Consider the following 22,939-nt stretch of genomic DNA (forward strand, 5'->3'; position numbering starts at 1 on the left):
CCTAAATACGGTATATCTACGGTAACGCCCCGGAAAGCAGGTTGTTGGTTAACAAACAGCATCACCGGGGCGCATTTCCAGTAACGGTTCAGAACGGCTTGACCGTTCCCAGGAAACAGATTCCGGCGATCGTGATCCAGTAGACATAGGCCATCAAGCGACCATATCCGATCTCGCGCTCCAGCGCTGCCTCCTGCACGGGATCGGGGCCCAGTGCCAGCACACGGAAGCGGGTGGTCCAGCGGCGCATGATCCATCGCAAGCCCAGACCGATGCAAAGCGTGAAGCCATAGAGCGTCAGTTTGGTGGCGTACCAGCGCATCCCCTCGCTGGCTTCGAACGGACCATGGCCAAGCAGCGAGGATATGCCGGTCGCGAAGATCGCCGGGATCAGCAGATAGCGGATCGCCTCGTCCATCTTGGTGAGGGTGATGCCGATATCGGTCTCGCGGCGGAAGAACGCGCCCCAGCACAGGCCAAGCCAGCCTGCGACGAACAGCCACATTGCCGTCAGATACCCGCCACCAAAGGGCTGCAGACCATAGATATGGCCCATATGCAGCCCCAGCGGCAGCAACAGGATGATGCCGGTGCGCGCCAGAATGTCGATGCGATAGGCGGTTTCCATATGCCGCTTGCGCTCTTCCAGCGACAGCGCGGGGTTCGTGACATTGTAGCTGGACTGGAACACGCCCCATTCCCCGCCCAGCCAATAGACCATCGCCAGGATATGCACCCAGCGCAGCACCAGAACCTCTTCGATCACCTATAGTCCCCCCATGATTGTGTGCAGACCCGCCTGCCCCCGCGATCAGCGCGCGGAAAGCTCTGCGACGATATCCATGATCGGCGGGTCGGGCTGTTCCATCGCCTCGACCTCCTGCTGGAAGCCGCGCATCACCCGGGCGATATAGGCTCGGGTGTCCTCCCCCCGCTCCTGGCCCGCCGCGCGATCGGGCGCATAGTCCTCGATATCCTGGCGCCTCAGGCTGCCGCCGGCCTCGAGCAGCCGCTCGACCGTATCCAGCCGCTCGCGCGTTGCCGAAAGTTCGGCCATCAGCGCCAGGCTGAGCGAGTAGAGGCGGTCGACCGCAGGCTCATCGAAAAAGGCGGGGCGGCGGCCCTTGGCGCGTGCCCCCGATCTAGCGATCCAGTCCATTCCTTCGGTCATGCTGCCATCTCCTGTGCAGGCGCAGCCTTCCACGCGCCATAAGCGTTCCAGATCGCGGCGCGGCCATAATCCTCCTGGCCGCCGTCAGGCGACGGCGGAAAGACAGCGGGATCGACCACTGCGCGCACGCCGATGGAAAACTGCTCGTCGCGTGCGAAGCCCGCCTGTTCCATCACCTCGGTCATGCTCACGCCGTGCATCGCGGACCAGAATGGCTCATTGTTGTTGAACGCGTCCCAATCGCGCATGAACTGTTCGAACAGCGGCATATCGGGGCCATATTGCGGCTGCTCGACATGCAGCATCAGCCCGCCGGGCTTGAGCACGCGCCACGCCTCGGCCAGGATGCGCGGCATCGCAGCGGCGGACAGTTCGTGCAGGAACATCGTTGTCTGCACCCAGTCGAAATGATCGTCGGGGAAGCGCGACAGGTCCTCGCCGTCGGCCTGGATGAAGGTGATGTTCCGCACCCCCAGCCCCGCTGCGCGCGCCGCGCCATAGCGCAGGCTCGCGCCTGCCGTATCGATCGCGATCATCTCGGCTTCGGGATAAGCCTGCGCGATCGGCACCGCATTGTGGCCGATCGTGCAGCCGATATCGAGGATCCGCCGGGGCGACCAGCCGGGCCGATTGGCCTTGGCCCAGGCGACCACCGCCTGCCCGCCGCCATCGTTGAGCGCACCCAGCGCACCGCCGGTGGTGGCGAACAGGCCGACATCATAATTCGCGCCGACCGTCACATCGCCAGGGCGCTCCTCCGAGTGATAGCCACCGGGCTGGCAATGGATGTCGACACAGGTCTGGTAATAGGGCTGCGCGATTGCCGGATCGAGCTGCAACTGGCCGCTATGCTCGTTGAACTGGCGGGCGAGCGCGTCCAGCTCATCGAGCTGGCGCAGCACCGTCTGGCGACCGTTCATCTGCCGCATTTCCATCGCGTTGCGCTTGAGCGCTGACCATGTGCGGTGGAACGGATCACGGTTCATAGCATCGCGGATCTCGTCGCGATGCACCGGATCGCGGCCATGTTCGGCGCGGAAGCCGGGCAGCACACGGATATCATAGGCAAGCTGGTTGCCCCGGCCCAGGCTGGCCGAGACATAGCGGTTGAAATGGGTGAGAAAGTTGAACCGCGCAGCCTCATCGTGCCGGGTACGCGGCATCATCGGGTGGCGGGCCAATGCAGTATAGGGCGGCGGCAAGTCCTGGGTCATCGTCTTGAGGCCTTTCCGTTGCCGGCAGGGCTGGTGCCTTGCCGGAGATGAGAGGCCGAATGCGGCCAGTGCTGCATCCGGAGACGATATTTGTACGGACAACTTACGCCGCTGAATTGATCAGGATCAAAATCCCGGCAAAAAATTGCGCGGCAGCCTGTCTGCTCGAGGCGCAAATGGGGTTGCACCCGATACACCAGCCATCGGCACTCTCATGACTGCCGGATCGGCTCCGGGTGCCATGCTCCATGCGTAGAATCCGAGTCTGGCGGTCGTGCCGTTCAGGCGCACGATGCCCCTTGGTTCCTGACCCTGAATGGTCTTGGACGGCTTCGGGCATCGCGCCGGAAGGAAAGGGTCTTGATCATGCCAGACACATCCAATCCCGCTGCCAGCGCTTCAGCCGAACAACCGAAGATGTTGCGTGCCCGGACCTGGCGGCGGCACGTCGTGCGGACGGCATGGGTTCTGCTGGCGGTGGGTGCGGGGAGCCTGGGTCTGGTCGGAGCGAACGAGGTCCAACGGCAACTGGCGCGCAATGCACTCCAGTCCGAGATGCTGGATGCGCACAATGCTGCACGGCGCGATGTCGGCTTCCCGCCACTGGTGTGGAGCAAGCGGCTGGAAGCGAATGCCGCTGCCTATGCAGGCACCATGGCCCGCTCGCGTCGCTTTGCGCACAGCGCAAACCTCGACGGAGCCCCGGCACAGGGCGAGAATCTGTGGATGGGGACGCATGGTGCCTATAGCTATGCCGACATGGCCGGGGCGTGGGTCGAAGAACGGCAGTTCTACGATGGCGGATCGATCGATGATGCGTTCGCCGCGGGGAATTTTGGTGATATCGGGCATTACACCCAGATCATCTGGCGCAGGACCACCCATGTCGGCTGTGCCATCTCCACCGATACCAACGATGACTATCTGGTCTGCAGATACATGCCTGCCGGGAATGTCCTTGGCGGAAGTCCGGGCGATTGATCTACCCCCCGGCCCGGGAGGACCCGTCGCAGGACTTCAATAGGTGATGGTTGCGACGACGGTATCGGCATAGGCCCCCGGCGTGACGCGCTGCTGGGCGGGCAGTCGGCCATAGACATAGACGCTCTGGTTTGCGCCGCTCCCGGTCCCAGTACCGGTATCGGTGCCGATCGTGTTGCCCCAGTTGATGGTCCGCCCGGCATCGCGGAACAGGTTGTACCCCAGCAGCGCCGCGCCGGGCCCGGTCATCTTTCGCGTCGAGACGGTTGCGCCGGGCGCTGTGCCCGCATTCAATCCGACATTATAGGGCGTGCCGTTCGAGCACCTGACCGTGATGATGGCGGACGCGTCGCGGACGATGCCGATATAGGTGCCGAAGCTCAGGCTGGCCGATGTGATCGTGCAGCTTGGCAGGATGGTTGTGGTCACGATGAAGCTGGTGACCGTGTAAACCCCATTGCCTGACACGGCCATGTTCACCTGGTCGGTATAGGTCCCGGGCGGCCCCGACTGGCCGACCGGGAGTCGGGGGTAGATCGAGAAGGTCTGCGCTCTTCCTGTACCTGTCGCGTTGATCGTGTCTGTGCCGATGGTCTGGCCCCAGTTCAGCGTTCGGGTTGAATTGCGGAACATGTTGTATTGCAACGTGTTCGAACTTGGTCCGGTGACCCTGTGGTTGGTCTGCGTCGCCCCGCTTCCGCTGCCCAAGCCCATCAGGATGCTGTAGTTGAAACCCTGGGTGCATGTCACCGTGACGGTTGTCGTACCGGTCGTCGAAAGCGCGCCCGTGTAGACGCCAAGGTTCATCGCAGCCACCGAGATCGTGCAGCTCGCGGCCTGGGCCATAGCGGGACGGCACAGGACCAGACAAAGCAATAGCATCGCGATGGCCCATCGTACCAGGCGAGCCCGCCGGGGCCGAGATGCCGCCACCAGACGGGCACCGCATGCGCCAGGCAGATCGCCGGTCATGACAGCCGCGCGGCTCAACGGCGCGGCCCAGTGCAGGCCAGCGGACCGATGACCGGGATGTTGCCAGGCATACGGAGATAATCGAACCTGGCCGAACAACGGCTTCCGTCCGGCTGGACGATATCGACGACATTCGTCGGCTCGAGGTTCAGTATATAGGCCTCGCCATCATAGCCCACCGGGCTGACGACACCGGTACTCTGCAGAGTTGCAGTGCTTCCGGCAGGCACGGCGACACCGTTTTCATCAACCAGCCGCAACAGCGCGGCGCGGCTGACGCTGGTCGGGAATGTCACGATCACCCCCGATCGATCCTGCGGGCGGACGTCGCGGACATCCTGATCCAGCGTCACATCGATCGGAACATCGCTGGGCGCGATGGCGAGATGGTTGATCGTGAAGGCCTGAAGGTCGGTGACGAGATAGAGACCGCGCGCATTGGTCTTTCCGACCAGCCGGTTCTCATGCAGCACCGAAACGTCAGCCAGCCCATCGGTATCGACGATCGCGAAGCTGTCGTAGATCGTGTTGGAGGCAAAGACCGCGTCGTCGATGAACGAAAGCGCACCGCGCGCCTCCAGCCGGGCGGTGGTCTGGTTGCCGGCATGATCAATACCGCCTGAAAGCAGCGCCCAGGGGGCCTTGTACTCGATCTGGGCGAACGCGCGCGTGCCCGCGCCGGTCGAAGCAAAGAGCTGATAGCCGAAATCGTCGATATCGGTCGCTGAACGGGACGCCTGCAGCTGGGCATATTCGCCCCCCGGTCCGGTTCCGGCGCTGGCATTGGCCGATGCGGTTCGCCCCAGCGGGATGCTGAGCCCCACGACCAGGCCTGTATTCGTTTCGCTGGAAACGCTGCGAAACCCGGTTGCATACAGCGTCAGCGCGCCGAGCTGGACCGAATAGCTTGCCGAGAGGATCTGGGTGCGCTGTGCGGGCAGGATCTGGCTGACATCAGCCGGTGATCGTGGGACGACAACCGGGCGCGGAAAGCGGGGGAAGTCTTCGTCGCTGGAAGTGGCGCGGCGATCGATCTGCGCATAGGCCAGCCCCACTGAACCCAATCGGCCCATCGACAACCCGATGCTGCCGTTGATCTGGCGCTTGGGCACAGGTTCACCATTGGCCGCGGCGATATCGCTATAGCCCCGGCTTGCCAGCGTTGCCGATGCCGAAAAGCTCAGCACCTGGGACAAGCGCTGCACACCCAGTCTCACCTGCATGCCATGGCGGCCCCCGCCCGTGCTCGCGGACACCGCAGTGTTCAGGATGGCCAGGTCCGCGACATTCACGACGATTCCGCTTCCCGCCATGATGGTGCCCCGGGTGGCCTCGCCTGCGGTCTCGAACGTCAGCCGATCCGAAAGTCCGCGCCTGTAGCTGGCCCGGGCGGCGAGCGTCCCGTAATCGTTGCTCAGCACGCCCCAGTTGCGCCGAACCGCACCGAGTTCGATCGCAAAGGTCTGGAATGCCGGCGCAAGCAGCTCCGAACTTGCGTAATAGGCCATGTTGGTTGTCACCTGCTGCCCCAACGCATTGGTCACCGTCATCAGGATGGTGCCTGCGCCGGTCACGACCGGAAGCTGCGGGACTTCAAACGGGCCAGCATCGATCTGCCGCGATACCAATGGGCTGCCATTGACGAGCACGTCGATGGTGGAAGGCGTTGTCACGCTGCTGCTGATTACGGGCAACGGAAACGTGATCAGATCGGGCCGTGTGCTGAAATCGGCCACGACCTGCACTCCGCCCATGCGGATCGGCCGGGTCCAGCCCAGCCCGCCGGTGATCACGTCGCCAACGCTGTAGCGCCGTCCTGTCTCGCCGTCGGCATAGGAATAGGTGGTATCGAGCCGGATCACCCGTCCGCTGGGTCTGGATCGGGCGTCATCGGCGGACGATCCCAGAAAGCTGGAACTGATGATGCCGTAGGGAGAGAAAGCTCGCAGCTCGACCAGGCCGGTGACCGCCGTGCTGCCCTGCGATGCAATGCCGACAATGTCGTAGTTGAGCGTGACGCCGCTGCCGCTCTCGATCCTGGGCGATGGTTGTTGTGCGCGCGAGCCGAGGTCGAGCGTCAGCGGTATCAGGCCATCGTTCGCGATGGTGATGAACAGCGTCTGGCTCGGCTGGTCGAGCCGCCAGACGATACCGGGCAGCGCGGCCAATGCGATCGGCGTCTCGGCATCGATCACGGTTTCCGGCGGCAGACGCAGACCGAGGGCAGCAAGCTCGTCGGGCTGCGCAAGCAGCATTGCATCGCGCAGCACGAACTGGCCGATCTTGCCGCTGGGCTGGCCGTTGATCCTGACCTCCAGCAACAAAGTCTCCTCGGCCGCCCAGCCGGTTTGCGGCCAGGCCATCAAAATCAGTCCGGCTAGGGCTGCAAGGCTGGACCGGCTGCGGATAGCTGCGCCTGCTCAGGGACGCTGGACGACAGCGACTGAGCGCTTGAGCGGCTTGGTGTTGGTCGTCGCTGTCAGATTATAGGCACCTGTGATCGGGGCCGCCCCTTCAGCCCTGCCAATCGGCCACCGCCGCCTGGCACCTGCCAGAACATAAGGAGAGACCGTGCTGTCGATCGTCAGGTTCGCGCCGTTCCTGGCTTCCAGCGTGACGTCGCGGATCACCTCATGGCGGCCACCATTGTTGACGGCGACGAGATAGGCCTGCTCGTTTTCATGCTCGATATGAAAACTGAGATCGGGCGCGACCCGCGTTGCGGGCTCTGCAAAGACAGGCAGCGACATGCGCAGCGCCACCCGGACGACACCCGGCTCGGCAGGCGGCGGAATCTGGTCGAGCAGGACGCGATAGGTCCCTTCGCGCCCGACGACCTGGTTGCGCAGCACAAGCCGGACGATCTGCGTGCCTCCCGGCTGGATCGTGGCGAGTGGCGGACTGACCATGATCTCGTCCGAGCTGACGAGTTGATCGCTGCCATCGTCCTGATGCCACGAAAAGGCGCGGATCTGCACAGCGGTTTCGACCGGACCCTGGTTGATGACCGTCAGCAAGGTCGCCATCTGGCCAGGCTCCATCTGGATCGTCACCGGCAGGACTGCCAGTGACTGTGCCGACGCGCCTGTAGTCGCAAGGCCCCCCAGCGCCATGGCGACGGCGGCAAGGGGACTGCGCAGGCGCAGCCTGTGGATCAAGGTGCTCATGGGTTTGGTCTCCGGAATCAGAAGGTTATGGTTGCAGTCACCGTGTCGGTGTAAGCGCCCGGTGCGACGAACTGGCTGCCGGCAATCCGGCCATAGACCGTGAGCGGCTGCGCTGCGCCTGAGCCGGTTCCGGCAGTGGTATCGGTGGAGACGGTGGTGCCCCAGTTGATGGTGCGCCCGGTATCCTGAAACAGCGCGTAGGACAGCAACCCTGCGGTGGGTCCGGTCATCTTGCGCGTCGTCACGGTGGCTGCGGGGGCGGTCCCTGCGTTGATTCCCACATTATAGGGCGTCGTGTTGGTGCAGGTGACGGTGAGGGTCGATGTGCTATCGAGCTGGACCCCGGTATAGACCCCGAAAGCCAGGCTGGTTGAACTGATCAGGCAGGTGGCCTGGACCGTGGCGGTCACGCTGACCGAGGTCGTCGCGGTCGCCGCATGTGCGGCCGATCCGCCCAGTCCGGCCAGCCCTGCACCAGCCAGGGCAGCCGCTCTCAGTATCTGGGTCCAGCGAAGAGCGCGCGGCCGATCGGGCAGCGATGCGGGAAGCACAGCGGTCATCATGGTATTTCCTTTGGAAAGCGCGCAACGACCGGGTGGCTAGAGAGAATGAACGCGGCACGCGATGAGGCCACTGCGGTGGCGGCCCCGGTCAGGGGGACGCCATACGCAGCCTAAGTTCAGCCAGAGCGTGTATTTGCCGGATTGCCGGGTTCGCGGACAGGATCGGAATCTACCTAGGCAGCCGATCGCCTAACGTCCGCGCGGGCCTGAAGGCCGGATTGTCAGGCCATAGTTTTCAAGACCTATCTCTTCAAGGCCACCTTCAAGTCTCTGCCCAAGTACTCAGCGCCATCCATGGCGTCCACTGCGGCCTGTGCCTCCGCCAGCGTGGCCATGGTAATGGATGCATACCCTCTCGACCGGCGCGGCGGGGCATCCGTCGGGATTTTGATGGCAACGACGGTACCATATAGTCCGAATTCCTTACGAAACGCCTGCTCGACCTCAGCAGGGGACTCATAGGTGGAGAAGTTTGTTACGATGATCTCCGTTTTTGCCGCGACGCGAGCCGGCGGACTGGACTTGCTCTTGGGCGGAGCGCCAGACTGTGCGGCTGCTGGCAACCCTTGCACGGTTGCAGCGAGGATGGCGGCAGCCAGGGCAATGACTGGCGCAGACCGTAAAAGCTTCATCATGGCCTCCTGTTGGCAAGGCTGGCGACACACATACACCCCGAGCACCACCGATGCAGACCGGGCAGAGTGTCGCTGCCTGTCGGAGAATTCACTCAGGAATGCAGGATTGGTCAACTTGGACGCATGTCCAGTCGTCTACCCCCGGACACCGTCCGCAATCATGGGTGCGGTGGTGCATGAATGCGTCCCAGGCCGATGTCGCGGCAATGTTCGTCGAGGGAAATGGTGCGCCCGACAGGATTCGAACCTGTGGCCCCCAGATTAGGAATCTGATGCTCTATCCTGCTGAGCTACGGGCGCGCACGGCGCGGGTTTAGCCAAGGCGGTGCAGCAAGGCAACGGCCTTGGCTGCAATCAATCCGCTATCAGTTCTTGATGTCGGGCGGGACTACCGGAAATGGTAAGGGCGCGACGGCCACGCCTTCCTCGATCAGCGCGGCGGCTTCTTTCGCATCGGCCTGGCCGTGGATCAGCGCGTGGTCTTCCTCGCCATAATGCATCGCGCGGGCACGGTCGGCGAAACTGCTGCCGACCCAGGTGGATTTTTCCAGCGCCCTCGCCTGTACCTCTGCCAGGGCCTGGAGCACGGCCTGCACCTTGGCGATATCGGCCGGCGCGGGGGCGTTGCTGACGCTGACCGGAGCCGGATCGCTGGCTGGCGCTTCGATCGTCGCCGGCAGTTGCGCTGCGCGCTGATTGCCCTTGGCGTTGAGCCTGGGCGCCATCACCGCCTTGCTGACCTTGGTCGAACCGCAAAAGGCGCAAGCGACCAGGCCGCGCGCGCGCTGCTCTTCATAAGCCTGGCTCGAGGCGAACCAGACCTCGAACACATGGTCGCTCTCGCACTTCAAGTCATAAACGATCATGGCCGTACCGCTTCGGCCACCGGCCTGCGGTTGGCGATCACCGGAACCCGCGCGCGGACATCGGCGATGCGCGCCAGATCGAGCTCGGCAAAGCCCAGGCCGGGCACCTCGCCCATGTCGAGCAGCACATCGCCCCACGGGTCGATCACCAGGCTGCGGCCATAAGTGCTGCGGCCATCGGCATGCGTCCCGGTCTGCGCGGCAGCAACGACAAAGCATGCGCTCTCGATCGCCCGCGCCCGCAGCAGCACATGCCAGTGCGCCTGACCGGTGGGCACGGTGAACGCCGCCGGTACCGCAACAATGTCCGCCCCTGCCCGGCTCAGCGCCGAATAGACAGCGGGAAAGCGGATGTCGTAGCAGATCGACAGACCGAGCACCGCGCCGGGCAGTTGCACCGCCACAGCCCTGTCGCCGCCTTCATAGACTGAGGATTCGCGCCAGCTTTCTCCGCTCTGCAGATCGACATCGAACAGATGGATCTTGTCATAGCGTGCCGCGATGCTGCCATCGGGTGCGATCACGACGCCACGGTTGCGCCATTTAGCGTCGGGCAAATCGCCTTTCACGGCAAGCGAACCCAGATGTACCCATATTCCCGCCTCAACCGCCGCAGAACGGATCGCTGCCAGCACCAGGTCTTCGTCTTCGCTGCGGATCGTCTCCGCCGCCCTCACCCGATTGCGGTCGAGCATGTTCGACATTTCAGGCGTGAACAGCATGTCCGCCCCGCCCGCCTTCGCATCGCGCACGGCCTGGGCCAGCACGGCCGCATTCTCCGCAGGGTCGAACCCTGCGGTCATCTGCAGGACAGCGATTTTCATCAACGTACCGCCTGTGCTCACAGTCCCAGCAGCGGATCGAGCTTGCCCGCCCGATCGAGCGCGGCAAGATCATCGGACCCGCCGATATGCTGTCCATCGATGAATATCTGCGGCACGGTCGTGCGGCCACCGGCGCGGCGGATCATCTCGGCCTTGGGATCACCGCCCATCGATACCTCGACCTCGTCGAATTCCACGCCCTTGCCGCTCAACAGCGACTTGGCCCGGAAACAATAGGGGCAGGTAAATTTGGTGTAGATTTCGACCTTGGCCATGAATGCGTCCTCCGCCTTCGATATTTGGAGGTTTTGCGCGGAAATGCAACCGTCACGCCACAGGTCTGTCACATGGCGAGCCCCTCATCGCCGTCGCGCAGCACCCGTGCCCAGCAGAAGATCGTCACCTCCGCGGCGCCTGCCTGTTTCAACAGCCTGACACAGGCGCGCGCGGTGGCACCGGTGGTATAGACATCATCGATCAGCAGCACGTGCCTGCCCTCGATGCGATCGCGCCGGTCGGCGGGAATGGCGAACACCCCGCGCACCGCCTGCCCGCGCTGCTTGCGCGTCATGCCCTTGAGCGGCGGCGTCGCGCGGACGCGGCGCAGCAGATTGGTTTCCACCCGAAGGCCGCGCGGTCGCGCCAGTTCTCGCGCGATCAGGATCGACTGGTTGAAGCCGCGTCGCCACAGCCGCCAGCGGTGCAGCGGAACCGGGATCAGCACGACATTGTCGGCTTCCTCGGGCAGATACCGCTGGAGATGCTGCGCGACCAGCCGCGCCAGGCCGATCTTGCCGCCATGCTTGAGCTTGAGCACGATCGACCGCGAAAGGTCGTCATACAATACCGCCGCCCGAATGCCGTCGTGCAGTGGCGGGTCGGCCAGGCACTCGGCGCAGACCAGATCGTTATCGCGCCCTTCCGAAAACGGCTTGCCGCAGGACCGGCAGCTCGGATCGCTGATGAAGCGCAATGCATTCCAGCAGTCGCCGCAGAACTGCAGGTCGTCGTCGACCAGCACGCCGCACCCGGGGCAGCGCGGGGGCAGCACCAGATCGACCAGCGGGCGGAAGGCAGAGCCAAGCGTCATGCCCTCTTGTCGCGCGGCGCGCGCCCCGGCACAAGGCCGCGATGAGCCAGGATACCGCGCCCCGCATGCTGTTTTCCCCCACCCGCCGCCGCCAGGCGATGGCGCGCGGACAGCGGCTGGCAGAGCGGCATGGAGCGTTTCTGGCAGAGCATATGGCCGAAGAGGTAATCGAGCGGCTGCAATGGGTTACGCGCGATTTTGTCGATGTGCTGGTGCTGGGCATGGCCCCGCCAGCGCTGCTTGCCGCGCTGCACGCCAAGGGCATGCGGGTGACCCATGCCGGCCCGGCGGGCCGCGACCTCACTTGCGACGAAGACCATCTGCCCTTCGATCCGGCAGGGTTCGATCTGGTGATCGCGCTGGGCACACTCGACAGCGTCAACGACCTGCCCGGTGCGCTGATCCAGATCAACCGCGCGCTGCGCCCCGATGGCCTGATGATGGCCGCGATGATCGGCGCAGGTTCGCTGCCCAGGCTCAAGGCGGCAATGCTCGCCGCTGATGAGGCCGGAGGGCGCGGTGTTGGTGCGCGCATCCATCCGCAAGTCGATGTGCGGGCTGCGGGCGATCTGCTGCAGCGTGCCCGGTTCGCGATGCCGGTGGCCGATAGCGATACGTTGACCGTGCGCTATTCGTCGCTGCCCGCACTGATCGCCGATCTGCGCGCGCATGGCTGGACCAACACGCTCGTCTCGCCTGCACCGCCGCTGGGCAAGGCCGGACTGATCGGTGCGCTGCAGGCCTTTGCCGAAGCCGCTGATGCCGATGGCAAGACAGCGGAGCGCTTTGAAATCCTGTATCTGAGCGGCTGGGCCCCCTCGCCCGATCAGCCCAAACCGGCCCGGCGCGGCAGTGGGTCTGCATCGCTGGCCAGCGTGCTAGGCAAGGCGAAAAAGAATGAGGCCGGGGGCTGACCCCCGGCACCGGTCGCGCCGTTTATTCGGTGCCGAAGCCGACCGAAAGGAAATCCGGCATCGGTCCGTTCCAGCCATCGTCTGGACCATCGTCCCTGTCGTCGCGGCGGGTGCGCGAACTCGGCTTGCGACGATCGTCGCGCGGCTTTTCGGTCCGCGGCTTCTCGTCACGGGCCTTATGGTCGCGCGGCCTGTCTTCGCGGGGCCTGTCGTCGCGAGGCGTCTCTTCGCGGGCCTTGCGCGGCGCGGGCTTGCGCTCTTCGCTGCTCCGGCTGCTGCGACCCTTGGCGGGGCGTTCGCGCGGCCTTTCGTCCTGCGGCGCGGCTTCGACACCTTCGACCACCACTTCGGGAATGGTCGTGCCGATCAGCTTTTCGATATTGGCCAGCGCCTCGGCATCTTCTTCGGTGATGAAGGTATATGCCTTGCCGGTTGCGCCTGCGCGACCGGTGCGGCCGATGCGGTGGACATAATCGTCCGGATGCCAGGGCGCATCGAAATTGAACACATGGCTGACGCCCTTGATGTCTAGCCCGCGCGCGGCAACGTCCGATGCCACCAGGATGTTGATCGTGCCGTCCTTGAACCGGTCAAGCTCGGCGATGCGGGCGCTCTGTTCCATGTCGCCATGAATCTCGCCCGAATCGAACCCGCCCTGCCGCAGCGCCTTGTTGAGATCGCGCACCGTGGACTTGCGGTTGCAGAAGATGATCGCGTTCTGCACGCCGGCATCCAGCATCTGGAACAGCGTGTCGCGCTTGCGCCGCGACGAAACGCGCACCTTGCCCTGCTCGATCGAGGCATTGGCGCTCGCGGGCCGGGCAACCTCGATATATTTCGGGTTGGACAGGAACTTGTCCGCCAGCTTCTTGATCGGCGGCGGCATGGTCGCCGAGAACAGCAGCGTCTGCCGCGTCGCGGGAAGGCGGGTACAGATCGTCTCGATATCGGGGATGAAGCCCATATCGAGCATGCGGTCGGCCTCGTCGATCACCAGCAGTCCGCAACCGGTCAGCAATATGTTGCCGCGGTCATAGAGATCCATCAGGCGTCCGGGCGTCGCGATCAGCACGTCAACGCCCTTTTCCAGCGCCTTGACCTGATCGCCCATCGACACGCCACCGATCAGCAGCGCCATCGATAGCTTGTGATACTTGCCGTATTTTTCGAAATTTTCCGCGACCTGCGCGGCCAGTTCGCGCGTCGGCTCCAGGATCAGCGAGCGCGGCATCCGCGCGCGGCTGCGACCCTCGGCCAGGATGTCGATCATCGGAAGCACGAAGCTTGCCGTCTTGCCGGTCCCTGTCTGCGCAATGCCGATCAGGTCGCGCATCATCAGCACGGGAGGGATCGCCTGCGCCTGGATCGGCGTCGGCGATGTATAGCCGGAATCGGTCACCGCCTGTATCAACTTGTCGGAAAGGCCGAGATCGGCAAATATCATAGAATATCCGAAATAAAGGCAGTGGCGCGGCACATTTCGTCACGCCATCGTTGCCGGGCCATTGGCCACGCACGCGCCATGCGCAAACATCGCCGGAAAGTCAACCTTAGTGCGCCGAACGGCGGAGCGACAGTCAGTCCTCTGGGACAAGCTGGCGCAGCTTGTTGACCTCGCATTTGCTGCCCGACCGGGCCTGCAGCAGATCGCGGTCGACGCACAACCGTCCATCGCCGCTGCGCTCCATGTAAAAGCCCTGATAGAATTCGCGCGCGCTGCACGACCGCTCGAGCTCCGCTTCGATCATCCGCTGATCGCGCATGAACAGCACCAGCATGTCATCGTTGATCACACGCACGCCCGAGACATCGCGCATCGCAAGGCACTTGCCGACCTTGCGCCGTTCGAATTTCTGCGGTTCGGGTCGGGGCGCGCGACGCGGCGGCGGCGGCGCGGGCATCAGCGCGGATCGTGAGAAGGACTGGCGCGGAACGCGGATGATGATCCGCTGCTCGATCCGGACCTGCGCAGCAACCTCGGGCGCCGGGTCGAGCACATCGCCGACCAGTGCGGGCACGGCTGTCTCTGCGTCGCGCGCAGCAACGGGAGGCTCGTCTGCCCATGGCAGCGAGCTGAGCAACATCAACCCCAGCAAGGTTTCGACATATGCCATGGCCGCGCGCGGCGATCCTCCAGACCCGTTTACCCCGTCGCTCCCGGGTTAGCCCGGGCGATTGAACCGCCGATTAACGATGGCGGGGCAGCGCGCGCAAGCCCCGTTTTGTCGCTGACTGTGCCATTTCTGCCACCACGTTTGCGCAGGCTGCACGCGATTGTCGCTCCGGCTTCGGCGGTGTAACAGACGGTCATGACCGAGACTCTTTCCAACCCTGACCTGATCGACCGCCTTGCATCCCTGCTGGGACCCAAGGGCGTCACCACCGACGCGACCGATCTGGCGCCCTGGCTGACCGATTGGCGCGGGCGCTATCACGGGGCCGCGCTGGCGATGATCGCCCCTGCCAGCACCGCAGAACTGGCGGATGTCGTCAAGCTCGCGGCAGAAACCGGTACGCCCATCGTACCGCAGGGCGGCAACAGCGGCATGGTCGGCGGCGCCACGCCCGACGCCCATGGCGGCGCGCTGCTGCTCAGCACGCGGCGGATGATCACCATCCGGTCGATCGATCCCGCCGCCCGCACCGTGGTCGCCGAAGCAGGCGTGGTGCTGCAGACGCTGCATGAGGCGGTCGCGGCGCAAGGCCTGCGCTTCCCCCTGACGCTGGGCGGCAAGGGTTCGGCAACGGTCGGCGGCCTGGTCTCGACCAATGCGGGCGGCACGCAGGTCCTGCGCCATGGGACGATGCGTGCGCTGGTCGAGGGGCTGGAGGCGGTGCTGCCCGACGGTTCGATCTATCGCGGCCTGGCGACGCTCAAGAAGGACAATCGCGGCTATGACATCCGCCACCTGCTGATCGGCGCGGAAGGCACGCTGGGCATCGTGACCGCCGCAACGCTGAAGCTCGTGCCTGCGCTGATCGACCGCGCAGTGGTGTGGGCCGGGGTGGAATCGCCGCTGGCCGCACGCGCGCTGCTGCTGATGCTGGAGGCGCGCGCGGGCCGCGAGATGGAGGGGTTCGAGATCGTGCCCCAGCGCTGCCTGAACAATGTGCTGCACCACATCCCCGGCACCCGCGCGCCCCTGGCCAGCGCGCATCCCTGGCATGTGCTGATCGAATTTGCGCGCGACGACGCTGCGGCCAGCCCGCCGCAGGAACTGGCAGAAGCGCTGATGGCCAAAGCGTTCGACAAGGGCCTGGTGCAGGATGCCGCGATATCCTCAAGCGAATCGCAGGCCGAGGCCTTCTGGAAGCTGCGCGATTCCATTTCGGAAGCCGAGCGTGCGGAAGGCGCGGCGATGCAGCACGATATCAGCGTGCCGGTCGCCGATATGCCGCGCTTCATCATCGAGGCGGGGGCCGAGGTGGAAGCCCGCTTCCCCGGCACCGAGGTAGCCGCCTTCGGGCATATGGGTGACGGCAATGTCCACTTTCATGTTGCAGCCCCCAAGGGTGCGGATCGCGCCACCTGGCCGGACAATCCTGGCAAGGAAATCAGTGGCTTCGTCCATGATCTGGTGGTGGCTGCGGGCGGATCGATCAGCGCCGAGCACGGCATCGGCCAGATGAAGCGCGACGAACTGGCCCGGCTCAGCGATCCTGCACGCACCATGGCGCTGCGCGCGATCAAGCAGGCGATGGACCCCAGGGGCATCATGAACCCGGGCAAACTTGTTCCGCTTTGATCTGCGCCGAACGTGCAGTCCCTCTTGCGCAGGGCCGATGCGCAACTTAAGGCGCTTTTTCCGGTTTTACCGATAAAATCACAATGTCAGCGGAGAATAATTCATGGCCAGTGCGCCGCAAGCCACCAACCTGCCGGTCCTTTTCAACGACCTGGTGCCGCTCAATTCGCAGGACCATGCAAAGTTCCGCTCGCGGACGCTGGAAGGTGCGCATTTCCTGAAGAACCAGCACGCCATTCCGCTGACCGCCGAGGAATTCTCGCAGGCCCAGCGTCATTATCCGATCATCTTCTCGGCTGGCCCCGATCCCGTGCCGCTGGCGCTGATGGGCATGAACGAAGGCGTGAACGTCTATCTCGACGATGACGGCAAGTACCGCAAGCCGGCCTATGTGCCTGCCTATGTCCGCCGCTACCCCTTCATGCTGGCGCGCCTGCGTCCGGATTCGCAGGAGCTGTCGCTCTGCTTCGATCCGACCTGCGAAGCGCTGGGTGAATTCGAGGAAGGCGAAGCGCTGTTCGACGGCGACCAGCCGAGCGAGACCACCAAGAACATCCTGTCGTTCTGCGAAGATTTCGAGCGCGCCGTTCAGGGCACCGCCTTCTTCATGGAAGAGCTCAAGAAGCACGACCTGCTGATGGACGGCGAACTGAAGATCGAGCACCCCACCCTGGCCCAGCCCTTCGTCTATCAGGGCTTCCAGATGGTGAACGAGGAAAAGCTGCGCGAACTGCGCGGTGACGAGCTGCGCAAGCTGAACCAGAACGGCGCTCTGCCGCTGATCTATGCGCACCTGTTCTCGCTGCAGGTGATGCGCGACCTGTTCGCCCAGCAGGCTGCCGACGGTAAGGTACCGAACCTGCCGGCACAGGCTGGCACGGTCAACTGATCGCATGCAATGCTCAGCGGGCGCTGATCGATCAGCGCCCGTCTGACGGATGATCCCACCGCGCGGCGTCGGCATAGTCCGCGTCGCGCGGTTCGATCCACGTCTTCCCGCCTGCGCCAGTTTCGCTTTTCCAGAACAGCGCGCGGCTCTTCAGGTAGTCCATCAGATAGTCCGCTGCCTCGAACGCGGCGCGGCGATGTGCGCTCGCAGTCGCGACCAGCACGATCGGGTCATGCGGCGCCATGTCCCCCACCCGGTGGATGACCAGCACCGCCTCCAACGCCCAGCGCTCCGCGGCATCGTCCAGCATCGCCTCGATCCCGCGTTCGGTCATGCCGGGATAATGCTGCAGGCTGAGCGTGCTGACCTGGCCGTCTTCGCTCGACGGGCGGACCTGCCCGGTAAATGTCACGACCGCGCCCGATTGCGTCAGTGCACTGCGGAACGCTGCAATCTCGGCCTCGGGATCAAAGGCTTGGTCGGCAATGCGGACTTGCCTCAGCATGTCAGCCGCCACTTACCGGGGGCAGAAAGGCCAGCTCGTCATCCTGTTCGACCAGCGCCTCGGCATCGACGATCATCCCGCCCAGCGCATAGCGCACGCGGCTCTCCAGCAGCGCGCTGCCCAGCAGCGGATCGCTGGCTTCCAGCACCGCGATCAGCTCGCGCACCGAATGCGGATGCGACAGGTCCAGGGTCCGTTCGATGCCGCCGGCCAGATCACCGAGCCGCCCGAAAAACAGCAGTTTCGCCATGGCGCAATCAGCCGCCCGTCATCGACATGTGCCGCGCAAGCGCAGGCGCAGCGCCCGGCGCATCGATGCGGAATTCGTGCCGTTCGGGCTTGGCGCGGATCGCACGGGTCAGCGCGGCATCCAGCGCGGCATCGCTATCGGGTCCGCGCATCGCCGCGCGCAAATCGACCCGGTCGTTCTGCCCCAGACACATGTAGATCTGCCCGGTCGCGGTGACTCGAACACGGTTGCAACCCGCACAGAAATTGTTGGTCAGCGGCGTGATCAGACCCAGCCGCCCGCCGGTTTCAGCGACATCGAAATAGCGCGCAGGCCCGCCGGTCCTGTGGTCGCTGGGGCTGAGGGTCCAAAGCTTCTCGAGTCCGTCGCGCACCTCGGTCAAGGGCAGATAGTGGTCGAACCGGTCTTCCTCGACCTCACCCAGCGGCATCACCTCGATTAGCGTCACATCATGCCCGCGCGCATGCGCCCAGCCGATCAGTGCCGGCAGTTCGGCCTCATTCAGGCCCTTGAGCGCAACCGTGTTGATCTTGACCTTCAACCCGGCGCGGTCCGCCGCCTCGATTCCTGCCAGCACCTTGTCGAGCGCATCGCGCCGCGTCAGCTGCGTGAACAGCGCGCGGTCCAGCGTGTCGAGCGACACGTTGATCCGGCGCACCCCTGAATCGGCGAGCGCGGCGGCATGCTCGGCCAATTGGGTTCCGTTGGTGGTCAGCGTCAGCTCGTCGAGCCCCTGCCCGATTTCGCGACCCAGCCGGCTCACCAGCGTCATCAGATCGCGCCGCACCAGCGGCTCGCCACCGGTGAGCCGGATCTTGCGGACGCCGCGTTCGATAAAGGCCAGCGCGAGCCTGTGCAGTTCCTCGAGGCTCAGCACCTCGGCCTTGGGCAGAAACTGCATGCGTTCGGGCATGCAATAGGCACATCGCAGGTCGCACCGGTCGGTCACCGACAGGCGGACATAGCTGATGCGGCGAGCAAAGCTGTCGATCAGCGGGCGGTTGGCGACCTCGGTCATGACCGCAGGACTAGCGCACTGGCCATGGAGTTCCCACCCTCAATTTTGAGACGGCTCGCTGCCGGGCATCTTGTTGGGCACCGGCACGATCAGCGGCGCATGCCGCCAGCGCACCAGCAGCCGTACCAGATCGAGCCCGGACAGTCCGAGGGTCGCGGTGTTGCGCAGCGGATGGACATTGACGCGCGGCTGCGCGGCCAGCACCTCGTCCAGCACCAGTTGCACCTTGCCCGCCTTGTCGTTGAACGCCGCAAGCGGGGTCACCGAACCGGGGGTGATGCCGAGCAGCGCGACCATGTCGTCGCCCGAGCCAAAGCTGAAGCGCCCGGCCCCCACCAGATGCCTGAGCGCGCCCAGATCGACCTGCTTTTCCGCGAGCACGGTGACCAGATAGAACTGACCGCCCGCATCCTTGAGGAACAGGTTCTTGGTATGCGCGCCCGGTATCGCGCGTTCGATCGCGCTGCTTTCCAGCACGGTGAAAACCGCCTCATGCTCGACCTGGTCGAAGGTGATCCCTGCCGACTTGAGTTCGGCATGAAGGCGGCTGTCATCGATCACGCAAGGCCTCTCAATTCGCCGCCATGGCGAGCTTCTGGAAGAACTGCAGTTGGGGAATGCGCAGGTCCGCGCCGCTGGCCTTGGGCCAGTTGCTCACCACCGCCACGACAAGATTCTTCTGCGGCACGATCAGGATCGCTTGGCCGAAAATGCCCTGCCCGCCCCAGGCACCGCCGGGATAGGTCCACCACTGATAGCCATAGCCAAAGCCGGGAAGGCCGATAGGCGCCTGTTCCTTGCCCGCCTCGGCGAACCAGCCTTCGGGCACCTGGCCCTTGCCCCCTTCGAGCGCGAAAAGACCCATCCGGGCATAGTCGGCCAGCCGGATCGACAGACAGCAGCCGCCGACATTCTGTCCGGCGGAATCGACCATCCAGAACAGGTCGCCTTCAAAGCCCGCCGGCTTGACGATCTTTTCCTGGGCATATTCGCTCAAGGTCTTGCCGGTGGCGCGCTGCACGATCACACCAATCAGGTTGGTCTCACCGGTCTTGTAAACCCATTTGGTACCCGGCTCCGCCTCGCGCGGCAGTGTCTTCAGATAGGCGGTATTGGGGTCCTCGCCCGGTCCGACGGGAACCGAGAGCATCTTGACCACATCGCTATTGGGGTCGGTATAGTCCTCGTTCCACTTGACCCCCGAGGTCATGGTCAGGATCTGCTTGACGGTGACGCCGTCATAGCCGCTGCCCTTCAGTTCGGGCACATATTTGGTCACCGGGTCGTCGACCGATGCGATAAGGCCATCCTTGACCGCCGCGCCGACGAGCGTCGAGGTGAACGACTTGGCCACCGAAAAGCTGGTCCAGCGGTCTTCGGGCTTCATGCCGAGGCCGTATTTCTCAAGCCGCACCTTGCCGTCCTGAATCACCATCAGCCCGGCGACATTCTGCGCCGCCATGAAGGCATCGATCTCGGCATCGGTGATGCCGAGCGGTTCGCCCTTGGGCAGCGCGCGCGGAGTGCCTGCCTTTGCGGTCGTGCCGGGGAACTGCGCCTCCATCGCGCGGAAGTTGGCGGCGCGCTGCGCATCCGACCAGAACAGGATCTGCGCGCCTGCCGTGCGAACCTTTTCGAGCTCAGCAGGGCTCATCTGCGTGATCGACTTGACCGCAGGCGCAGCCTCATCCTTTGCGATGGCAACGCCGCCCGCACCGATGGCCAGCGCACAGGCCGCCGCCAGAGTTTTCCAGACCCGCATAACCTTCTCTCCTCTCATGTTTTTATGGTCGCGTGTGCGGCCAGCGCCCGTTCTCGGGCTTCCTTGTGGCCGATAATCTTCCTGGGATAGCCCTTCACGAACTTGCCCGCCGACTCCGGATCGTGGATCGCGCTGTCGGACAGCGCAGCAAGCTCGGGCACCCATTGCCGGATATAGCCCGCCGCATCGAACTTTTCCGACTGGGTAAGCGGGGCCATGATCCGCACGAACATGTTCGAATCGACGCCCGTGCCCGATGTCCACTGCCAGTTGGTGGCGTTGCTCGCATAATCGGCATCGACCAGCGTGTCCCAGAACCACTGCTCGCCGACACGCCAGTCGACCAGCAGATGCTTGATCAGGAACGATGCGGCGACCATGCGGACACGGTTGTGCATCCAGCCGGTCGCCCAGAGCTGGCGCATTCCGGCATCGACCAGCGGATAGCCGGTGCGCCCCTGCTGCCAGGCCTTGATGTCGCGCGCCACGGCCTCATCGGACGGATCGCGCCATGGAAAGCGGTCAAACCCGTCGCGGGCGTTGGCCTTGCCGTAATCGGGGTACTGCGCGATCACGTTCTGCGCATAATCGCGCCAGACCAGTTCCTTGAGGAAGGTCTCGACCGATCCCCCGGCATCCATGGTCGCATGCCAGACCGTGGCAGGGGAAATCTCGCCGAAATGCAGATGCGGCGACAGGCGCGAGGTGCCTTCGCGCGAGGGCAGGTTGCGCTGCTCCTCGTAGAGCCGGGCGCGCGACAGGAATGCATCGAGCCGGTCCGCCGCCCCCGGCTCGCCCGGCTTCCATTCCTCGGCAAAGCCCTTGGCCCAATCCGGACTGGTCGGCAGCAGCGCCCAATCGGCGAGACTATCGGATTCGGGCCAGACATCGGGCGCGTCCAGCACCTTTGGCGCGGCCCCAGGTTTGCCCGGCGGCATGTGCTGCGCCAGCGCGCGCCAGAAGGGCGTGTAGATCTTGTACGGCTGGCCGCTACCGGTGGTCACCGATCCGGGCGGCATCAGGTAATTGCCGTCATGCCGTTCGAGCGTGCACCCTTCGGGCAGCGCGGCCTTCAGCGCCTTTTCGGCGTTGCGCCACCAGGGCTCGTAATGGCGCAGACAGTGAACCGCCGCCGCGCCGGTTTCCCGCGCGAGATCTGCCAGCACGTCGGCTGCAACGCCGCGCTTCAGCACCAGCCTTGAACCCAGCTTTTCCAGGTCCGCAGCAAGCGAGGCCAGGCTGTGGTGGAGCCACCAGCGCGAGGCTCCGCCCATCCTGCGATGCCGGGGCGTCTCGTCATCGAGCACATAGACCGGGATCACCGGGCCAGATTTGGCGGCGGCGGCAAAGGCCGACTGATCGGCGAGCCTGAGGTCTCGGCGCAGCCAGACGATGACGGGGCGGGTCATGGTTGTTCCTTCACATCGACAATGACCGTGAACCGGTCGGCTATCGGTGAACTGTCAAACCGCGCGTCGCGCAGCACCACCCTTTTGCCTCCCGATATGTCGGTCAGCCGTGCATATGGCATGCGCGCCCAGAACAAAAAGGCCTGCGCATCAGAGTTTTGTGCCGCCGCCCGCGCGACCCAGGGGCTGGTCATGTTGTTTGCGGCGCTTACCGGCTGCAAGGTCAGCGCGGGAGCGCCAAGCGCATCATAGCCACCGCGACCGATCAGCCCATCGGCGCGCCACAGCATCGCGCGCTGCCAGAACAGCACCGGCACGGCATTGGCGACGACAAGCTCGGGCTTCAGCCCGCGCTCAGCCTCGATCCTGGCGGCGGTCTGCTGCTCGGCATGCGCGGACAGCGCGAAATTGCCCGCGATATAGATGAGCGCAAAGGCCAGCGCGGCCTGTGCAGGCCGCTCCCAGCCTGTTTTCCCTGCGGCCTCCCGCTTGCGCGACAGCCAGATGCCAAACGGCAGTACGGTCCACAGCACCGCATCAACAATGAACAGCGTGTCGCCATAGAACCAGCGCGGCGAGAACGGCTCCAGCAGGCGGATGCCGTAATTGTTGAGGAAATCGAACGCGGGATGCGAAAGGGTGCCGATATAGGCGAGCAGCAACAGCGCGCCCGGACGCACCGGCAGCCGATCACGCGGCCGTTTACGCCTTCGCACCTGCCATCGATCGAACCAGACCATGGCCACGGTCAACAGCAATGGCAGCACCAGCAGCGCAATCGGACCATGGGTCAGACCACGGCGCAATGCCAGCGACTGCGTGCCCAGCACGCTCAGCACCGCGTCGATATCGGGCAGGTTCGCGCCGATGATCAGCGTCGGCACAGCAAGCCCGGTCAGCCGCTTCAGCCCTGCCTGGCCCAGCGCCCATCCGGCGAGGCTGTGGGTGAAATTGTCCAAGCGC

At 64.6% G+C, this 22,939-nt stretch carries 25 protein-coding genes and 1 tRNA gene; 4 read left to right on the forward strand and 22 right to left on the reverse strand.

Annotated features, from left to right (window positions below; translation table 11 throughout):
- Positions 1 to 88: 88 nt before the first annotated feature.
- From OU999_05300 to OU999_05310, 3 genes are read right to left on the reverse strand one after another with little or no spacing between them, the layout of a single operon-like run.
- Positions 89 to 766 (reverse strand): hypothetical protein, encoded by a 678-nt coding sequence (locus OU999_05300; protein ID WAC24606.1) that lies wholly within the window; start codon positions 764 to 766, stop codon positions 89 to 91.
- Positions 767 to 811: 45 nt separating this feature from the next.
- Positions 812 to 1,171, reverse strand: a complete 360-nt coding sequence (locus OU999_05305; protein WAC24607.1) for a hypothetical protein — start codon at positions 1,169 to 1,171, stop codon at positions 812 to 814.
- Complete coding sequence (locus OU999_05310; protein WAC24608.1) at positions 1,168 to 2,385, reverse strand: class I SAM-dependent methyltransferase; 1,218 nt, start codon at positions 2,383 to 2,385, stop codon at positions 1,168 to 1,170. The genes OU999_05305 and OU999_05310 overlap by 4 nt, the downstream gene beginning before the upstream one ends.
- A 366-nt stretch (positions 2,386 to 2,751) precedes the next feature.
- Between OU999_05310 and OU999_05315 the strand changes: the two genes are divergently transcribed.
- On the forward strand, positions 2,752 to 3,366 hold the full coding sequence (locus OU999_05315) for a CAP domain-containing protein (protein ID WAC24609.1): 615 nt from the start codon (positions 2,752 to 2,754) through the stop codon (positions 3,364 to 3,366).
- Positions 3,367 to 3,402: 36 nt separating this feature from the next.
- Here OU999_05315 and OU999_05320 read toward each other — a convergent pair whose 3' ends face one another.
- From OU999_05320 to OU999_05365, 10 genes are all read right to left on the reverse strand, one after another.
- Positions 3,403 to 4,212, reverse strand: a complete 810-nt coding sequence (locus OU999_05320) for a spore coat protein U domain-containing protein (GenBank protein WAC24610.1) — start codon at positions 4,210 to 4,212, stop codon at positions 3,403 to 3,405.
- Between the two features lie 140 nt (positions 4,213 to 4,352).
- Entirely contained in the window at positions 4,353 to 6,701 is a 2,349-nt protein-coding gene (locus OU999_05325; GenBank protein ID WAC24611.1) for a fimbria/pilus outer membrane usher protein, read from the reverse strand.
- 57 nt (positions 6,702 to 6,758) lie between these two features.
- The gene (locus OU999_05330; protein WAC24612.1) at positions 6,759 to 7,505 is read right to left on the reverse strand and encodes a fimbria/pilus periplasmic chaperone; all 747 of its coding nucleotides are present in this window, start codon (positions 7,503 to 7,505) and stop codon (positions 6,759 to 6,761) included.
- A 17-nt stretch (positions 7,506 to 7,522) separates the two neighbouring features.
- A complete protein-coding gene (locus OU999_05335) occupies positions 7,523 to 8,068 on the reverse strand; it encodes a spore coat U domain-containing protein (GenBank protein ID WAC24613.1) in 546 nt (181 codons plus the stop codon).
- A gap of 242 nt (positions 8,069 to 8,310) precedes the next feature.
- Positions 8,311 to 8,703 (reverse strand): RNA-binding protein, encoded by a 393-nt coding sequence (locus tag OU999_05340; GenBank protein ID WAC24614.1) that lies wholly within the window; start codon positions 8,701 to 8,703, stop codon positions 8,311 to 8,313.
- Between the two features lie 223 nt (positions 8,704 to 8,926).
- Positions 8,927 to 9,003, reverse strand: a tRNA-Arg gene (locus OU999_05345).
- Positions 9,004 to 9,068: 65 nt separating this feature from the next.
- Entirely contained in the window at positions 9,069 to 9,569 is a 501-nt protein-coding gene (locus tag OU999_05350) for a DUF1178 family protein (GenBank protein ID WAC24615.1), read from the reverse strand.
- Positions 9,566 to 10,393, reverse strand: coding sequence for a carbon-nitrogen hydrolase family protein (locus OU999_05355; protein ID WAC24616.1), 828 nt, complete (start codon positions 10,391 to 10,393; stop codon positions 9,566 to 9,568). Before OU999_05355 ends, OU999_05350 begins: the two co-directional genes overlap by 4 nt.
- A 17-nt stretch (positions 10,394 to 10,410) precedes the next feature.
- A complete protein-coding gene (gene grxC, locus OU999_05360; GenBank protein WAC24617.1) occupies positions 10,411 to 10,668 on the reverse strand; it encodes a glutaredoxin 3 in 258 nt (85 codons plus the stop codon).
- 68 nt (positions 10,669 to 10,736) lie between these two features.
- Positions 10,737 to 11,483 (reverse strand): ComF family protein, encoded by a 747-nt coding sequence (locus OU999_05365; protein WAC24618.1) that lies wholly within the window; start codon positions 11,481 to 11,483, stop codon positions 10,737 to 10,739.
- 65 nt (positions 11,484 to 11,548) lie between these two features.
- On the opposite strand from OU999_05365, the gene OU999_05370 reads away from it, so the two are divergent.
- Complete coding sequence (locus tag OU999_05370; protein WAC24619.1) at positions 11,549 to 12,397, forward strand: methyltransferase domain-containing protein; 849 nt, start codon at positions 11,549 to 11,551, stop codon at positions 12,395 to 12,397.
- 22 nt (positions 12,398 to 12,419) lie between these two features.
- Here the strand turns inward: OU999_05370 and OU999_05375 are convergent, their stop codons facing one another.
- A complete protein-coding gene (locus tag OU999_05375) occupies positions 12,420 to 13,841 on the reverse strand; it encodes a DEAD/DEAH box helicase (GenBank protein ID WAC24620.1) in 1,422 nt (473 codons plus the stop codon).
- Between the two features lie 133 nt (positions 13,842 to 13,974).
- Entirely contained in the window at positions 13,975 to 14,511 is a 537-nt protein-coding gene (locus OU999_05380) for a hypothetical protein (protein ID WAC24621.1), read from the reverse strand.
- A 195-nt stretch (positions 14,512 to 14,706) separates the two neighbouring features.
- Here OU999_05380 and OU999_05385 point away from each other — a divergent pair, with 195 nt between their 5' ends.
- Together OU999_05385 and OU999_05390 are read left to right on the forward strand one after the other, a co-directional pair.
- Positions 14,707 to 16,143: an FAD-binding oxidoreductase gene (locus OU999_05385; protein WAC24622.1), complete on the forward strand. Its 1,437-nt coding sequence runs from the start codon at positions 14,707 to 14,709 to the stop codon at positions 16,141 to 16,143.
- Positions 16,144 to 16,246: 103 nt separating this feature from the next.
- Entirely contained in the window at positions 16,247 to 17,032 is a 786-nt protein-coding gene (locus OU999_05390) for a SapC family protein (protein WAC24623.1), read from the forward strand.
- A gap of 31 nt (positions 17,033 to 17,063) precedes the next feature.
- On the opposite strand, the gene OU999_05395 is transcribed toward OU999_05390, so the two are convergent.
- Genes OU999_05395 through OU999_05425 form a run of 7 tightly spaced genes read right to left on the reverse strand, consistent with a single transcriptional unit; the run spans position 17,064 to position 22,935 of the window.
- Positions 17,064 to 17,537 carry a molybdenum cofactor biosynthesis protein MoaE gene (locus OU999_05395; GenBank protein WAC24624.1) on the reverse strand — a complete coding sequence of 158 codons (474 nt, stop codon included), beginning with the start codon at positions 17,535 to 17,537 and terminating at the stop codon, positions 17,064 to 17,066.
- 1 nt (position 17,538) lies between these two features.
- Positions 17,539 to 17,787 (reverse strand): MoaD/ThiS family protein, encoded by a 249-nt coding sequence (locus OU999_05400; GenBank protein ID WAC24625.1) that lies wholly within the window; start codon positions 17,785 to 17,787, stop codon positions 17,539 to 17,541.
- Positions 17,788 to 17,794: 7 nt separating this feature from the next.
- Positions 17,795 to 18,805 carry a GTP 3',8-cyclase MoaA gene (gene moaA, locus OU999_05405; GenBank protein WAC24626.1) on the reverse strand — a complete coding sequence of 337 codons (1,011 nt, stop codon included), beginning with the start codon at positions 18,803 to 18,805 and terminating at the stop codon, positions 17,795 to 17,797.
- Positions 18,806 to 18,844: 39 nt separating this feature from the next.
- A complete protein-coding gene (locus OU999_05410) occupies positions 18,845 to 19,366 on the reverse strand; it encodes a prolyl-tRNA synthetase associated domain-containing protein (GenBank protein WAC24627.1) in 522 nt (173 codons plus the stop codon).
- A 10-nt stretch (positions 19,367 to 19,376) separates the two neighbouring features.
- Complete coding sequence (locus OU999_05415; GenBank protein WAC24628.1) at positions 19,377 to 20,567, reverse strand: serine hydrolase; 1,191 nt, start codon at positions 20,565 to 20,567, stop codon at positions 19,377 to 19,379.
- Between the two features lie 14 nt (positions 20,568 to 20,581).
- Positions 20,582 to 21,976 carry a deoxyribodipyrimidine photo-lyase gene (locus OU999_05420; GenBank protein ID WAC24629.1) on the reverse strand — a complete coding sequence of 465 codons (1,395 nt, stop codon included), beginning with the start codon at positions 21,974 to 21,976 and terminating at the stop codon, positions 20,582 to 20,584.
- Positions 21,973 to 22,935 carry a metal-dependent hydrolase gene (locus tag OU999_05425; GenBank protein WAC24630.1) on the reverse strand — a complete coding sequence of 321 codons (963 nt, stop codon included), beginning with the start codon at positions 22,933 to 22,935 and terminating at the stop codon, positions 21,973 to 21,975. Before OU999_05425 ends, OU999_05420 begins: the two co-directional genes overlap by 4 nt.
- Between the last annotated feature and the right edge of the window lie 4 nt (positions 22,936 to 22,939).

Origin of the sequence: Blastomonas sp. SL216 (genome assembly GCA_026625625.1) — a bacterium.
Lineage (GTDB): Bacteria > Pseudomonadota > Alphaproteobacteria > Sphingomonadales > Sphingomonadaceae > Blastomonas.